This window comes from Streptomyces sp. NPDC058459, from assembly GCF_042721685.1.
GTDB lineage: Bacteria > Actinomycetota > Actinomycetes > Streptomycetales > Streptomycetaceae > Streptomyces.
Window position 1 is genome coordinate 63,339 of record NZ_JBHXLV010000005.1, and the last position, 14,926, is coordinate 78,264.

The 14,926-nt window shown below is 72.7% G+C and carries 12 protein-coding genes; 1 reads left to right on the forward strand and 11 read right to left on the reverse strand.

Annotation, left to right across the window (positions count from 1 at the left end; translation table 11 throughout):
• Positions 1 to 4: 4 nt before the first annotated feature.
• From ACFWN1_RS02420 to ACFWN1_RS02450, 7 genes are all read right to left on the reverse strand, one after another.
• Positions 5 to 1,126: a Gfo/Idh/MocA family protein gene (locus tag ACFWN1_RS02420; protein ID WP_384357314.1), complete on the reverse strand. Its 1,122-nt coding sequence runs from the start codon at positions 1,124 to 1,126 to the stop codon at positions 5 to 7.
• Entirely contained in the window at positions 1,123 to 1,875 is a 753-nt protein-coding gene (locus tag ACFWN1_RS02425) for a sugar phosphate isomerase/epimerase family protein (RefSeq protein ID WP_384357316.1), read from the reverse strand. Before ACFWN1_RS02425 ends, ACFWN1_RS02420 begins: the two co-directional genes overlap by 4 nt.
• 107 nt (positions 1,876 to 1,982) lie before the next feature.
• A complete protein-coding gene (locus tag ACFWN1_RS02430) occupies positions 1,983 to 3,179 on the reverse strand; it encodes a Gfo/Idh/MocA family protein (RefSeq protein WP_384357318.1) in 1,197 nt (398 codons plus the stop codon).
• 38 nt (positions 3,180 to 3,217) lie between these two features.
• Positions 3,218 to 4,903: an extracellular solute-binding protein gene (locus tag ACFWN1_RS02435; protein ID WP_384357320.1), complete on the reverse strand. Its 1,686-nt coding sequence runs from the start codon at positions 4,901 to 4,903 to the stop codon at positions 3,218 to 3,220.
• 123 nt (positions 4,904 to 5,026) lie between these two features.
• Positions 5,027 to 5,995 carry a carbohydrate ABC transporter permease gene (locus tag ACFWN1_RS02440; protein ID WP_384357322.1) on the reverse strand — a complete coding sequence of 323 codons (969 nt, stop codon included), beginning with the start codon at positions 5,993 to 5,995 and terminating at the stop codon, positions 5,027 to 5,029.
• Positions 5,995 to 6,960: an ABC transporter permease gene (locus ACFWN1_RS02445; protein ID WP_384357324.1), complete on the reverse strand. Its 966-nt coding sequence runs from the start codon at positions 6,958 to 6,960 to the stop codon at positions 5,995 to 5,997. Before ACFWN1_RS02445 ends, ACFWN1_RS02440 begins: the two co-directional genes overlap by 1 nt.
• Before the next feature lie 379 nt (positions 6,961 to 7,339).
• On the reverse strand, positions 7,340 to 8,365 hold the full coding sequence (locus tag ACFWN1_RS02450) for a LacI family DNA-binding transcriptional regulator (protein ID WP_384357326.1): 1,026 nt from the start codon (positions 8,363 to 8,365) through the stop codon (positions 7,340 to 7,342).
• A gap of 327 nt (positions 8,366 to 8,692) precedes the next feature.
• Between ACFWN1_RS02450 and ACFWN1_RS02455 the strand changes: the two genes are divergently transcribed.
• A complete protein-coding gene (locus ACFWN1_RS02455) occupies positions 8,693 to 9,826 on the forward strand; it encodes a helix-turn-helix transcriptional regulator (RefSeq protein WP_384357328.1) in 1,134 nt (377 codons plus the stop codon).
• A 120-nt stretch (positions 9,827 to 9,946) separates the two neighbouring features.
• On the opposite strand, the gene ACFWN1_RS02460 is transcribed toward ACFWN1_RS02455, so the two are convergent.
• The 4 genes from ACFWN1_RS02460 to ACFWN1_RS02475 all read right to left on the reverse strand — a co-directional run.
• The gene (locus tag ACFWN1_RS02460) at positions 9,947 to 10,765 is read right to left on the reverse strand and encodes a hypothetical protein (protein WP_384357330.1); all 819 of its coding nucleotides are present in this window, start codon (positions 10,763 to 10,765) and stop codon (positions 9,947 to 9,949) included.
• A 173-nt stretch (positions 10,766 to 10,938) separates the two neighbouring features.
• Entirely contained in the window at positions 10,939 to 12,987 is a 2,049-nt protein-coding gene (locus ACFWN1_RS02465) for a glycoside hydrolase family 52 protein (protein WP_384357332.1), read from the reverse strand.
• 99 nt (positions 12,988 to 13,086) lie between these two features.
• Positions 13,087 to 14,007, reverse strand: a complete 921-nt coding sequence (locus ACFWN1_RS02470) for a sugar phosphate isomerase/epimerase family protein (RefSeq protein ID WP_384357334.1) — start codon at positions 14,005 to 14,007, stop codon at positions 13,087 to 13,089.
• A partial coding sequence (locus ACFWN1_RS02475; protein WP_384357336.1) for a Gfo/Idh/MocA family protein occupies positions 14,004 to 14,926 on the reverse strand: 923 nt, incomplete at its 5' end. The genes ACFWN1_RS02470 and ACFWN1_RS02475, both read right to left, overlap by 4 nt.

Genomic DNA, 14,926 nt, shown 5'->3' on the forward strand with positions numbered 1-14,926 from the left:
GGTCTCAGCTCGGGAGGGTACGGGCGTACGGGTCCCAGCCGACCGGCAGCGGTTCGGGTACGGCGCACCGGCTGTGCACCGGGGCAGGGAGCCCGGAGTCGGCGGCGGTGCTGATCGCCGTCATCACCTCCAGGACGTGGAAGGCGAGGTCGCCGGTGGCCCGGTGAGCCGTCCCGGAGCGGATGGCGCGGGCCAGGTCGAGCACGCCCGTGCCGCGTCCCGCGCTCGCGCCCTCGACCGGCAGGTGGCGCCGCGGACCGCCGTCCTCGACGGCCGTCGTGCCGTCGAAGTGGTTGGGGTCAGGCAGCACCAGGGTGGCGTCCAGGCCGGTGACCTCGACGAAGCCGAGCCGCAGCAGCGGCGATTCGAAGCTGAACACCGCCGTCGCGGAGCGGCCGCCGGAGAATTCCAGCAGAGCCGAGACATGGGTCGGCACAGTGACGTCGAACTCGGTGCCGGCCCGCTCGCCGGAGCCGATCACCCGTCGGTCCCGTGAGCGTCCGCCGACCGCGCTCACCCGCTCGACCGGTCCGAAGACGTTCACCAGCGCGGTCAGGTAGTAGGGACCCATGTCGAAGAGCGGGCCGCCGCCGGGCTGGTAGAGGAACTCCGGGCTGGGGTGCCAGGACTCCGGGCCGGGGATCTGCATCAGGCTCAGCGCGGTGAGCGGGGTGCCGATCGTGCCCGAGCGGAGGGCCCGCAGCGCACTCTGCAGGCCGGCGCCGAGGAAGGTGTCCGGGGCACCGCCGACCCGCAGCCCGGATCTCGCGGCGAGCGCCAGCAGTTCCGCCGCGCTGTCGGTGTCGGCGGTGAGCGGCTTCTCGTTCCACAGGTGCTTGCCCGCGTGCAGCGCGGCCGTTCCCACCGCGGCGTGGGCCGACGGGACCGTGAGGTTGACGACGATCTCGACCTCGGGGTGGGCGAGCGCCTGCTCGACGGTCCCGGCCCCGGGGACGGCGTGGGCCTCGGCCTTGGCGCGGGCGCGGTCCTCGTCCAGGTCGGCGCAGAAGACGACCCGCAGGTCGGGGAAGGACGTCAGACTGGCCAGGTACTGGTCGCTGATGGTGCCGCAGCCGATGACGGCGACGCCCACCGGTCCGGTGCGGTGCTGGTGCGTACCGGTCATCGGACGCCCTCCGTGGTGAGGTAGGTGTGGCTCCGCGCTATGGCGTCGAACATGTCCCCGGCGTACTGGTCGAGTTCGACGATGTGCCACTCGGCGGCGGGTGCGGCGGCGAGCACCGCGGGGACGGGCATCAGGCCGGCGCCGACCGCGGTGTTGGGCTGTTCGCGGTCGACGGTGACCGGGCCGTCCTTGACGTGCAGGAGACGGACCCGGTCGCCGAGACGGCCCAGCAGGGCGGGGACGTCCTGTCCCCCGGCGGCCGCCCAGTAGGTGTCGACCTCCAGGACCGCGGCCGGGTCCAGCAGGCCGGCGAGCACCTCAAGGGCGGGGGCGCCGTCGAGCAGGGTGGACAGTTCGAACTCGTGGTTGTGGTAGCCGACCCGGATGCCGTGCTCGGCGGCGGCCCGGACGGCGGTGTTGAGCTCGGCGGCGAGGGCGGCGACCGCGTCGCGGTCGGCGAACCGCTCGGGGGCGGCGTAGGGCAGGACCACGGTGTCGGCGCCGATCACGGGCAGCGCCCGGAGGATCTCGGTCTGCTGCTCGCCGGTGATCCAGGCGTGCGCGCTGCACGCCCGCAGGCCGAACTCGTCGAGGTCGGCGCGCAGTCCGTGCGGGTCGGTGAGCACGTCGTACGGTTCGACGCCGGAATAGCCCATGGCGGCGAGCCGCCGCAGGGTGTCACGCCGGTCGGCGGTCATGGCCCGCTCCAGGCCGTAGAGCTGGACTGCCAGCGGGGTGGTTGCGGTCACGGTGGTCGGTTCCTCCGGTGCGGTGGCGGGGGGGCGTCCCGGCCGCTCGGGAGGGCCGGCGGGACGGCGGTGCGGGACGGGAGTGCGGGACGGGGGTGCGGGACGGGTCAGCGCGGGGGGTCACCGTGGTCCGGGACCTCCAGCTGGACGCCGCCGGCCAGCGCCGAGCGGTGGGCGATCACTCCGGGCAGGGTGTAGCGGGCGGCGGTCCAGGCGTCGACGGGCGGCAGGTCGCCGGTGAGGCAGGCGGTGACGAAGTCGTCGGCGAGGTACTGGTGTGAGCCCTCGTGGCCGTTGGGCTGCCCGGTGAACTCGGCGGGCAGCCGGCTCAGGTCGTGCACGGGGGCGAAGCCGCTGACGAATGCGTCGCGGAGCGAGGGGTCGATGTCGGCGAGCGCCTCGTCGTCGAGCCGGGCGGTGGGGACGGTCCGCATCAGCTCCTCGATGTCCTCGGCCTGTCGGCGGTCCTGCCACAGCGTGGTGGTGGCGAGCTGCTCGAAGCTGCCCTCGGTGCCGAAGAACCGGAACCGGGACTCACGCAGCGGCGACGGGTAGCCGACGCGGCGCATCTCGTTGGTGCGCACCACGCCGCCGTCGGCGGTGCGGAACAGCGCGGTGGCGTTGGAGAAGTCGTTGTCCCAGCGGCTGACCTCGCGGTCGAAGACCCCGTCGCCGCGGGTGTCGGTGACACCCAGGCAGGAGACGTGGGTGACGTGGGAGCCGGTGACGGCGAGCACCCCGCCGAGGGCGTGGGTGGGGTAGTGCATGGGCGGGAAGCTGGCGTCGGCCTTCCACCCGTCGCCGCCGCTGAACTTGTAGGCGTCGTAGAAGCCCAGGTCCATGTCGTGGACGTAGTCGCCCTCGGCGTAGAAGATCTCGCCGAACGCGCCTTCCGCAAGACGGGCGCGGCAGTACACGGCGGCCGGGTTGTAGTAGCTGGTCTCGCCCATCATGTAGGTGAGCCCGGTGCGGCCGACCGCCTCGACGACGGCGGCTGTCTCCTCCTCGGAGACGGCCATCGGGACGGAGGAGTAGACGTGCTTGCCGGCCTCCAGGGCCTGGACGACGAGCGGGCCGTGGGTCCAGCGCTGGGTGAAGATCGCTACGGCGTCGACGTCGGAGGCGAGCATCTCCTCGAAGGTCGCGTAGGTGGTGGCGATGCCGTGCCGGGCGGCCTCGCGCTCCAGCCGCTCGGGGACGGCCTCGGTCAGACGCACGTCGTCCACGCCGGGGTGGGCCTGGAAGAGCGGGATGAACGCGCGGGCGAACTGCCCGGCACCGACGATGCCGATGCTGATGGTCACGGTGACTCCAGTGGGGGTGGTACGGACGGGCCGGACGGTCACTTCTTCTTCGCCAGGGCCTTCTCGTACTCCGCCCGCATCTGGTCACCGCCCTGGTTCTTCCACGCCTTGCGGGCCTCGGCCAGGGCGCTGACCGGCTTGCGGCCGGTGACGACGGCGACCATCAGGTCGTCGACGAGCTGCTTGAGTACCGGCGTCTTGGAGATCGCGGTCTCCGAGTACAGGTTGACGACCGGATCGGGCTCGCTGACGGGCATCGCGTCGTGGAGGAAGGTCTGGGCGTCCCTGGCGACCTGGGCGGGCCGGCCGGCGAAGAAGAAGTTCAGCTCGGAGGGCTGGCACATGTACGCCATGCTCAGCTCGGAGAGCCGGGCCGCGTTGGTGGTGGGCACCGGGACGCCGCCCCGGCCGTAGGTGAAGTGGTGGTCGTCGATGCCGTAGTTGACGAAGGTGTACTCGCTGCTGCCGAACGGCGCGGCGAAGTAGTCGCAGACCCGCAGGACTTCGCGGATCTTGTCCTTGTTGCCGCGCAGCTTGGCGGGAATGCTGTAGTACCCCCAGTAGCCGGTGTCCTGGGCGACGAGCGGCTTGCCGCCGTCGAAGCCGGGCGGCAGCATCGGCTGGAGGTCGGCGCCGGGACTGTTGCGCTGGATGACGCCGAGGTCGCCGCCGACCGCGACCATGCCGTTGAAGCCCTCGGCGTGCATGCCGATCGAGCCGTTCAGGAAGAGCTGCCGCTGCTGGTCCCAGGGCATGGTAGAGGCGTCGGGGTGGAAGGCGCCGCCGACCCACAGCTTGCGCATGTAGACGAGCATCGCCTCCCACTCGTCGGTCTCGTGGTCCTTGGTGAGGGTGCCGTCCCGGTCGAGCCGCCAGGTGGACGGGACGCGGTGCATCGCGGCGAAGAAGCCGCTGTTGAGGTCGGACAGGCCCCAGGTCTTCTTGCCGTCGCCGGCCGGCGAGGACTTGGTGAACGCGGTGAGCAGCGCGTACACCTCGTCGGCGTCGCGCGGCACGTCCAGACCGAGCTTCTTGCGCCAGTCCTGGCGGTAGAAGGCCACGTTGTTGACCAGCGGGGTCGGCCGGGGCACGCCGAAGATGCCGCCGTCGATGGAGCTGTTGCGCCACGCCCAGTCGGGCAGCCGGGCCAGGTTGGGGTAGTCCAGGATCGCCGATCCGCCCACGTGGTCGGAGAGTTCGGTGAAGGCGCCCTGCTTGACACTGCGGTCGATGGCCGGGGAGAAGTAGTGGTTGACGTTGAACAGGTCGGGCATGTCGCCGCTGGCGATGATGGTCTGGGCGCGGTCGCCGATGTCGGAGCCGCCGACGAGGGTGGGCCGCCAGTCCAGGTTGAGGCGCTTCTCCAGCTCCTGCCACCAGCGGTTGGAGCCGCGGCCGGGGGCCGGGGTGGTGGCCAGCTGCATCAGGGCGGTCATGGTGCCGCCGTTGCCGGGCGCCTTGGCGACGGAGGTGAACTGCTCGGCGGCGGACGGGTAGCGGTCGTAGGCCGCGGGGACGCCGTGGATCGGGTCGCGGTGCTCACCGGGCATCGGAGAGGGGACCGGGCCGGCCTGAGGGGTGCGGAAGGCCGCGCCGGGGGTGTGCCCGCCGCTGCCGCTGCCACCGCTTCCGCAGGCGGCGAGGGTGAGTCCGGCGCCGAGGCCGAGCGCCCCGGCGAGCAGGGTGCGGCGGGAGGTCGGGGAGGAGGTGGTCGGCTGTCTCATGACGGGGCCTTTCCGATGTCCGGACGAGGGTGGGGTGGGGCTTTTGGAGAGGTCGGCGCAGGGCTGACCGCGCCGCGGCGTGCGACGTCGGTGGTGGAGGGAGGAGGGGTGGCTCGGCGGGGCTCAGCCCTTGATCGCGCCGACCAGGATGCCCCTGGTGAAGAACCGCTGCACGAAGGGGTAGACGATCAGGATCGGCAGGGTGGCGACCACGGTGACGGCCATCTGGAGGGTCTGCGGCTGCGGCAGCGGGCGGTTGGGGTTGGGCGCGAGCTGGGTCATCGACTGCCCTTCGAGGACGTACTGCCGCAGGACCAGTTGGATCGGCCACTTCGTGGTGTCGTTGAGGTAGATCATCGCGCTGAAGAAGTCGCTCCACAGGGCGACGGCGTAGAACAGCGAGATCACGGCGAGGACCGCCTTGGAGAGCGGCAGCACGATCCGCCAGAGGATCTGCCACTCACCGGCGCCGTCGATGCGCGCCGAGTCGATGAGTTCGGCGGGCAGTTCCATGAAGGCGTTGCGTACGACGACCAGGTTGAAGGCGTTGATCGCGCCGGGGATGATCAGTGCCCAGTAGCTGTTGAGCAGCCCGGTCTGCTTGACCATCAGGAAGTTCGGGATGATGCCCGCGCTGAACAGCATGGTGCCGAGGACGAGCCACAGCACGAAGCGGGAGCCCGGTACGTCGCGGGTGCGGGTGAGGGAGTAGGCGGTGAGGACGGTCAGCACCATGGACAGTGCGGTGCCGACGACGGTGACGAGGATGCTGACCACCAGCGCCCGGGTGACCAGGCCGCCCTCCAGGATGGTCCGGTAGGACTGCAGCGACCAGTGTTCGGGCCACAGCAGGAGGCCGTCGCCGGCCAGGTCGTTCTGGTCACTGAGGCTGACGGCCAGGATGTAGACCATCGGGTAGAGGACGACCAGGCAGATCACCGCGAGGACGATTCCCTTGGCGGCGGTGCCGGCCCGGGAAGGGCGCTCGGCCCACACGGGCCGGGCGGAGGAGCGGCGGACCGGGCGCGGCCGGGCGCCGGGGGCGGGGGCCGCCGCGCTGCGGGGGCGCGGGCGGGTGGTGGTGTCGGCCATCAGAATGCCCCTTCCGATCCGGTCCGCTTGACGAGCTTGTTGGCGGCGACCACGAGTGTCGTGGCGATCACACCCTTGAGCAGGCCCGCCGCGGTGGCGAGGCCCCAGTCCCCGCCCACCACGCCACGGGTGTAGACGAAGGTGTCCAGGACCTGCGCGGTCTCCGCGCCGACGGTGTGCTGCTGGAGCAGGATCTGCTCGAACCCGACGGTCAGGACGTTGCCCAGCCGCAGGATGAGCATCAGCACCAGCACGCCGCGCATGCCGGGGAGGGTGACGTGCCAGATCCGGCGCCACGGGCCGGCCCCGTCCACCGCGGCCGACTCGTACAGCTGGGAGTCGATCCGGGTGATGGCGGCGAGGAAGATGATGGTGTTCCAGCCGGTGTCCTTCCAGATCACCTGGGCGGTGACCAGGGACTTGAACCAGTGCGGGTCGCTCATGATGGCCACCGACTGGGTGCCGTGGTCGGCGATCAGGTTGGTCAGCAGCCCGTCGCCGCCGAGCAGTTGCTGCCAGATGGCGATGACGATCACCCAGCTGACGAAGTGCGGCAGGTAGACCACGGCCTGCACCCAGCGCTTGATCCGTTCGCTCATCACGCTGTTCAGCAGTACGGCCAGCGCGATCGGCACCGGGAAGACGAAGACGATCTGGAGGAAGCTCAGCACCACCGTGTTCTTCGCCGCGACGACCAGCTGCGGGTCGTCGAACATCACGGCGAAGTTGTGGAAGCCGACCCACTCGCTGCCCGAGAAGCCGAGGAACGGCGAGTAGTCCTGGAAGGCGGCGACGTTGCCCAGCAGCGGCACGTAGCAGAAGACCACGAAGTACAGCAGGCCGGGCAGCATCATCAGGTACATCGAGCGGGCCCGCCATACGCGGGTGCGCATCGACCCGGCCGGGCGGGCCTTCGGTGCGGGGCGGGCGGGGGGAAGCTCCCTCGCGACCGGTTCTGCGGACATCGTCGTTCCTTCCCTGCCGGCGGTGACGCGCGCTGCCGTGCCTCGACGTGGGTGCGCAGGACCGGCGCCCGACGGTGTGGGCAGGGCGGGCCGGGCGCTGCGGCGGGGCGCCGGCCTTGTTTCGGCATGATGACGAAACCGGTCTGCGGGTGAGTGGGGGCCGGGCGGGCGGCTCGGGAGTGCGGCTCCGTCAACTGTCCGCCGGTCAGGGGGTGATCCCGACCGCAGTGAGGCTCCGCCCCAGCGCCCCCGCATGTCAAGGCATCCCGCAGAACTTTCGCTTCGTTTCCGAAAACTCGGGGGGCAGGCAGGCCCGGACACCGACTGATCGGCGCATGCGGGGCACGAACGTCCATGCCGGGCCGGCCGGGGCGACGGGTCAGCGGGCGGGCGGCGCGGTGCTCCCCCGGACGACCAGGGTCGTCGCCATCTCCAGGCGCTGCGGCTCCTCGGGGGCCCGGTCGCGCTGCTGCATGAGGATGCGCACCGCCGTGCTCGCCATCGCCGCCAGCGGCTGGCGCACCGTGGTGAGCGGCGGGGCGGTCCACCGGGTGAAGGGCACGTCGTCGAAGCCGACCACGCTGAGGCCGCCCGGCACGGTCAGTCCGCGTTCGGCCGCGGCCTTGATGGCGCCCATGGCGAGCACGTCGTCGCAGGCGAAGACCGCGGTCGGGGGTTCGGGCAGTTCCAGCAGTTCGCTCATCAGGCGGTGGCCGGACTCCTCCTGGAAGAGCCCGGTGCGCACCAGCTCGGGCTGGATGGGCAGGCCGTTGCGGGCCAGCGCCGCGTAGTACCCGTCGAGCCGGGCACGGGCGCACCAGTGCTCCGGCGGGCCGCCGAGGCAGGCGATGCGCCGGTGGCCCAGCTCGACCAGGTGCAGCGCCGCTTCGAGGCCGCCCTGCCAGTTGGTCGCCCCCACCATGTGGAAGCCGGGCTGCGGCTCGCCGACCGGGTCGAGCAGGACGCACGGCACCCCCGCGTCGAGCAGTTCGCGCTCGGTGGCCGTGAGCGAGTCGAGCACCACGATCAGGCCGTCGGTGCCGCGTCGCAGTACCTGGTCGATCCAGCGGGACTCGGCGGTGCCGCGCAGTTGGCGCGTGGTGATGGCCACGCTGACCTCGTGCTCGGCCGCCGCCTCGACGGCGCCGCGGGCCAGCTCCGCCGACCAGGAGCTGGACATGTTGTCGATGAGCATGTCGACGATGCCCACCCGGCGCCGCCCGTGGGGCAGTTGGTATCCGTGGCGGACCAACAGGCTCTGCACCTTGCTCCTGGTGAGCGCCGAGATGTCCCCCCGGCCGTTGAGCACCTTGGACACGGTCGCCACCGAGACCCCCGCGTCCGCGGCGACGGCCGCCAGGGTGACCCGTCCGCCCCGGCCGCCGCCGGTCGTTTCCTCTGCCATGTGATCCGCAGTTCCTCTCGTCTGACCGTGCCGGACGCGTTCGCCGTCGGCGGGGCCGTCCCGCGGCCCTGCGGTGGCAGCCAGGGTAGCCAGGAGCGGTCCGGGGCGACGGTCGGCGATGCGCGGATATTGACCGCCGCAAACGGCACTCCTAGACTTCCGTCCGGTAAATCTTACCGAAACTTTTCCGTGCGATCAGGCCGGGATGGCTCGATCCGCCCGCTTCTGTCGTTCCGGCCGTCCCTTGCCCACCCGGTCGCACCGCGCCGGGACCCGGTTCCCGACCACAGCCGCGCGGCCCGGTCACGGGCCCCTGGGAGGTACCCCGTGTTCACGCCCGCCGCAGCCACCCCGGCCCGATACGCCGCCGCCGTCCAGGCGGTGGCGCTGCCGGTGCTCCGGTCCGCCCCGACCGTCCGGCCCGCCCGGGGCCGCGGCGCGGTCCCGCCCCAGGCCCGCGCCGGCCGCGCCGGCGGGCACCCCCGCCCCGACCACGTCCGCGCGGAGCCGCGGGTGCCCGGTGCGCTGCGGTCACGGGCGCCCGTGGAGTTCGCGCAGCCGGCCGCCTCGGTGCAGCACCCCGCCGCCGAGCGGGTCTGGCGGCTGGTCTGGTCGCTCGGCGCCCCGCCCCCGCCACGGGCCGGCGGGGGCCGGGCGGCGGCGGGCCGGCGACCGCTGCTCCCGCCGGGGGCGATCGCCCTGGTACCGCCGCACCGGTCCGACTGGATCGAGGCGGCGGCGGCGTCCACCGCACTCGGTGAGGCGGAGTTCTGCTGGCCCGGCGACCCGCCGGAGCAGGCCCAGCCCTGGGTGCGGACGCCCCGCTCTCCCGACCCGTCGCCGGTGCTGCTGGAGTACCTGCTCTGGCTGGGCACAGCGCGCCCGCAGCGCTGGCGGGAGCTGGCCGCGCAGTCCCTGTGGATGGTGCTGTCCGTCCTGCTGGGGGGCTGCCCGCCGGCCGCGCCGGCGGGTGGGCGCGGCGACGGGCTGCCCCGCGCTTCCGCGCCGCGCACGGCCGATCCGGTGCCGACTGGTACCGGCGGGCACCGGCCCGAGGAACAGATCGAGCCCGCGCGGCCGGAGCTGGCCGCCGCCCTGCGGTACGTCCGTGACACGTGGCAGGAGGGCCCGCGCCCGCTGACCCTGGTGGAGCTGGCCGACGCCGCCGCCGTCTCGCGGGGGCACTTCGCCCGGATGTTCCAGGCGCACTTCGGCGTCGGCGCGATCACGGCGCTCGAACAGGTACGGCTCGCGCATGCCGAACGACTTCTGACCGCCAGTGAGTTGAACGTGTCCCAGGTCGCCCGCGCCTGCGGCTTCGCGGACCCGCTGCACTTCTCACGCCGCTTCCGGGCCACCCACGGGCTGGCCCCGAAGGTCTTCCGCCGCACCCCGGAGGCCGCCGTCCGGCGCTGCGACAGCCCGGCGGTACGGGCACTGGTGCGCCTGACCGGCATCTGACGGGCACCTGACGGGCACCTGACCCGCATCTGAGCGCCGCGCGCACCGCGGACACGACGAGGCCGCCGTCCCTCCCAGGACATCCGGGAGGGACGGCGGCCGTGGCGCAGCGCGGGTGCGTCAGGAGACGTCGACGCTGTAGTTCCAGGTGTGCGTGGTGCCCGAGCCGTGCCAGATCTCGTGGCCGGCCTGGACGCTGACCAGATAGAGGTCGGGGTTGAGCCAGCCGGCGTTCTGGGAGTGGTCCATGAACTCGCGCAGGTTCAGGTTGGACACGTTCCACGTCTGGGCGGTGCGCACGTAGCTGATGACCTGCCAGGAGCCCCGGCTGCGGTAGACGTCCCAGCTCGCGCCGCCGATCCAGACGTTGCCGACCTTGTCCGAGGAGCTCGGGACGGCGCCGTCGCTGTAGTTGAGGAAGATCATCACCTCGTTCTGCGGCTGCCCGCTCGGGTTCTGCGAGGGGTCGACCCACAGGTCGTAGATCGAGTCGCCCTTCCAGTTGGTGGCGTTGACCTCGAAGTCCCAGTTGGTGACGATCTGGCGCCTGTCGCCGAGGCGCACGGGGAAGCCGCCGTGGTCGGGGTTGGCGTAGCCCCACTGCCAGCCGCTGACGACGGACGGCCACGCCTTGATGTGCCACTCGTCGTCGGCGATGTCGCTGTTGTTGTACCAGTTGAAGCTGGAGTACCAGTTGTTGCCGAGTTCGGTGTCCGAGTGTGAGACGCACTGGTTGCCGTGGCCCCAGCCGTTGTAGGTGTTGCCCCACTCGCTGTTGTGGGCGTAGTACTTGCCGTACATGATCGTGCCCTCGACGGCGCAGTTCTGCACGGTGGCGGCCTGGGCGGGGGCGGCGGCGACGCCGGTCACCAGGGCGGTGGCCAGCACGGCCGTGGCGGCGCCGCGGCGGGTACGGGCGAAGCGGTGCGGGAGGTTCACGGTAGCTCCATCGGTCCGTGGGAGTGGGGGGACCGGGCGGGGCACGGCGGTGGTGGGGTACCTCGGCTGCGGCCCGCCCCGCCCGGTCGACCATCAGGATGGCCGGGTCCCGCACGCGTTCCCATGACGAATGGGCACGCCCACATGGACGATGGTGTGCTCCTGACGCCGCCTCAGCGGGCGCCGTCCTCCAGCAGCCAGGTGACGGCGGTGACGCCGCGCGGGTAGTAGCGGCTGCCCGCGGCGACGCCGGAGATCATCTGGTCGCTCCAGGACCAGCGGGACTCGGTGGGGTGGCGAAGCCAGTCGGCGTGAGCGCGGTCGGCGGCGGTCATGTCGGCGTCGTCGGGGATGCCCAGCAGTTCCCGGGCGGCGTACTGGCACAGGTAGATCTTCGAGAGCCAGGAGTTGTCGCTGGTCTCGGAGAGCTTCCAGCCGCCGTCCGGGAACCGGCACCGGCCGGAGTCGAGGACGGCCAGCAGGTGGCGGCGGAGTGCGGCGGTGAGCTCCGGTTCGCCGTGCACGTCGGTGCCGGTGAGGTGGGCCAGGGCCAGTCCCTCGACGACCGGGATGATCCGGGCGCCGTCCGGTTCGTCGAGCAGCGCCGGCACCGTGCCGTCGGGGCCGACGGAGGCCAGCAGGGCTTTGACGGCGCGTCCGGCACGGAAGCCGGCCTCGGCGGCCGCCTCCGTGTCGCCGAGGGCGTGCAGGGTGCGCTCCAGCCAGCGGTAGGCGGCCCAGCCCTTGACGGCCAGGTAGGCGCTCGAGCGGGCCTGGCCGAGCGAGGTGTCGAGGCTGTCGTAGGTGGTGATCTCGGCTCCCCCGGCCACCAGGTCGGAGTCCACGGTCTGGACGCCGTCGGCGCCCGGGTCCCGGGCCAGCATGCTGTCCAGGCAGGCGCGCAGGGTCGGGGCGTGGACGGAGCGCCAGTCGGTGTCGCCGGTGGCGGTGTAGACGGCGGCGGCCAGCACCCAGTTGAGCAGTTGCTCGCCGGTCATGTAGGAGAAGCAGTCGGACAGGCCGGGACGCTCGTAGGAGGAGCGGCCGTGCGGGGACCAGACGTTGGCGACGCCCATGTCGTGGGTGAAGCTGATCCCGTAGCTGTCGGTGTAGCTGTAGTGGGCGAGGTGGCGCTCCAGCACGTTGCGCAGCGTCCAGGGGTGCTGGCGGGCTTCGAAGAAGGAGTGGTCCACGGTGAGGTCGAGGGTGTTCATCATCCGGAACTCGCCCTCGTTGACGATCCAGACGGGCCGGCCGTCGGCGTCCTCCAGCAGTTCGGTGCTGCCGTAGTAGCTGCGGATCGCGAGCGCCAGCATGAACGCGCGGTCCTCGCTCAGCGCGGCCGCGCCGAGCGCGTCGCCCGCCCGCCGCCAGTCCGCCAGCAGGGTGTCGTAGTCGGTCAGGGCGGCGGAGGCGACCTCCTCCAGGCCCGGGTGGTAGCGGTTGTAGAGGTAGCGGCAGCGCTCGGGAGCGGTCAGGTACTCGGCGGTGTGGAAGCACAGGGCGAGCCGGTGGGTGCGGCGCTCGCCCGGGGGTACGTCGAAGACCAGCAGACCGGTCTGGCCGAGGCCGAAGCCGTCGCCCGGGTGGCGTCCGTCCCCGAGGATGAACGGGATGTCGAAGCCGATCGCGGTGCGCGCGCCGGGGGCGTCGGTGACGATCGCGGTCCTCGTGCCCTCGCCGATCCCGGTGAAGCCGGGGCCCTCGACGACGCGCATCCCCGCGTACGGGTCGGAGCCCGCGTAGCCGACGAAGGCGCGCAGCGGCCCGGCGCCGCCGGTGTTGTCGATGGTGAACTCGGCCAGCACGGCGGGCAGCACGGCGCGGCGCAGAGCCTCGTCGGGGGCGGTCCCGGGTTCCGGCAGCGCGCCGAGCGGGGAGTGGACGGCGAAGTCCAGTGGACCGGCCGTCCAGCGGTCGGTCACCGGGTCGAGGACCCGCTCGACCTGGTCGGCGGCCAGCGCGGTCAGCGGTCCGGCGGGCGCCGGGGGGCGGCCCTCCTCGCCGCCCTGGAAGCGGGCGAGCTGGTCGTCCTGGTCGGCGGCGAAGAACGGCAGCGCGCGGTAGGTGCCTCTGCCGGGGGCGTCCTCGACGGCGACGTAGACGTTCTGTCCGGCCGGTCCGGCCAGGCCGAGACCGAGGCCGCCGTGCGGGCCGGGGTGGCCGAGGGTGAAGGAGGCGTGTGCTCCCATCGGGCTGTGCTGGACGTTGGTGATGTCCACGGTGGTGCGCTCCTGGGGAGGCGGGCCGGCTGGTGCGGGCGGGGGCGCGCACCGGCCGACGGTGGGGTCGGGGACGGTGTTCGTGCGAGGAGCGGCGGTTCAGCCGGCCAGCAGCGGGGCGAGGGTGCGGCGGGCGATCTCCAGGCCGGTCTCGGTGCGGTGGCGGTCACCGGACCAGACGGGGTCCTCGTGCTCGACGGAGAGCACCCCGTCGAAGCCGCCCTCGTCCAGGGTGTCGACGACGCGGCGCCAGTCGACCTCGCCGAGGCCGGGCACCCGGTAGCGCCACCAGCCGGTGTCCCACGGGCCGGTCCGGGTGACGGCGCGGCCGGGCCAGCCGTAGCGGGTCCGGGCGGCCGGGTCGAGCTGGATGTCCTTGGCCTGGGCGTGGGCGACCCGGTCGACGTAGGGCCGTAGTGCGGCGACCGGGTCGATGCCCATCCAGACCAGGTGGGACGGGTCGTAGTTGAGGTACAGGCCGAGCGAGAACATCCACTCCCACAGCTCGGGAGAGTAGGCGAGGTTGCCCGGGTAGCCGTCGGGGTGCCAGCCCTCCATCACGCAGTTCTCGATGACGACCTTGACACCGCGTTCGGCCGCGTAGCCGGTCAGCTCGGGGAAGATCCGCTCGGCGTCGGCGAGGTTCTCGGCGACGGTCCGGCCGGGGTGGCGGCCGACGAAGGTGCCGACGGTGGGCGATCCGACCAGGGCGGCCGCGTCGACGCAGCGGCGCAGGTGGGTGTGGACCCGGGTGCGCTCCTCGGGGTCGGGGTGCAGCGGGTTGTCGTAGTAGGCGAGCGAGGAGAGCGTGATGCCGTGCCGGTCGAGGAGTTCCGCGACCTGTTCGGCTCCGGCCCGGTCGAGGGATTCGACGGCCAGGTGGGAGGCGGTGAACGGGCGGTCGCCGGTGGCGGGCCAGGCGGCCACCTCCAGGGCCCGGTAGCCGTGGCCGGCGGCCCAGGCGGCGAGTTCCGGCAGGGGGACGTCGGGCAGGCAGGCGGTCAGGAAGCCGAGCTTCATGCGGGGACCTCCGTGAAGGTGCCGTGCACCGCGGACGCGGTGACGGCGGCGCTGATACGGGCGGCGCGCAGGCCGTCCGCGAAGGTGGGGAGCCCGCCGGCGGGGCGGCCGTCGAGGGCGGCGTGCACGTCGGCGGCGAAGTCCTCGAAGCACGTGCGGTAGCCCTGCGGGTGGCCCGCGGGCAGCGGATCGAAGCGGTCGGCCAGGGCGCTGGGCAGCGCGGGGTCGCGTCGCAGGACGGTGGTGGCGTCGCGGCCGCCGATCCACAGCTGCTCGGGGTCCTCCTGGTCGAACGCGTAGGAGCGGTCGGGGCCGTCGAAGGAGAACCACAGCCGGTTCTTGCGGCCCGCGCTGGCCTGGCTGACGACGAGCGAGCCGATGGCGCCGCGGTCGGTCACGAAGGAGACCACCGCACCGTCCTCCGTGGCCACGGCGGTACGGGCGCCGGCCGGTCCGCGCTCGGCGAAGGCCCGGCCGAAGCGGGCCAGGACACGGGTGATCCGGTGGCCGGTGACGTACTCCATCAGGTCGCACCAGTGGACGCCGATGTCGCCGAACGCCCGGGTGCCACCGCCCATCCCGGGGTGGACGCGCCAGTTGTCGGTGGTGCGGTCGCCGAGCCAGTCCTGCAGGTAGGAGCCGTGCAGCAGCCACAGGCCGGCGTCGGGGTCGGCGGCGATCCGGGCCCGCGCCTCGCGCACCAGCGGGTGGTAGCGGTAGACGAACGGCACGGCGGTGACGAGCCCGGCCGTGTCCGCGGCCGCGGTCAGGCGCTCGGCGTCGGCGACGGTGGTGGCGAGCGGTTTCTCGCACACCACGGGCACCCCGGCGGCGATAATCCGTTCGGCGTCCCGGGCGTGCAGGTGGTTGGGGGTGCACAGGTGCACCACGTCGAGGCCGGCGGCGAGCAGGTCATCGA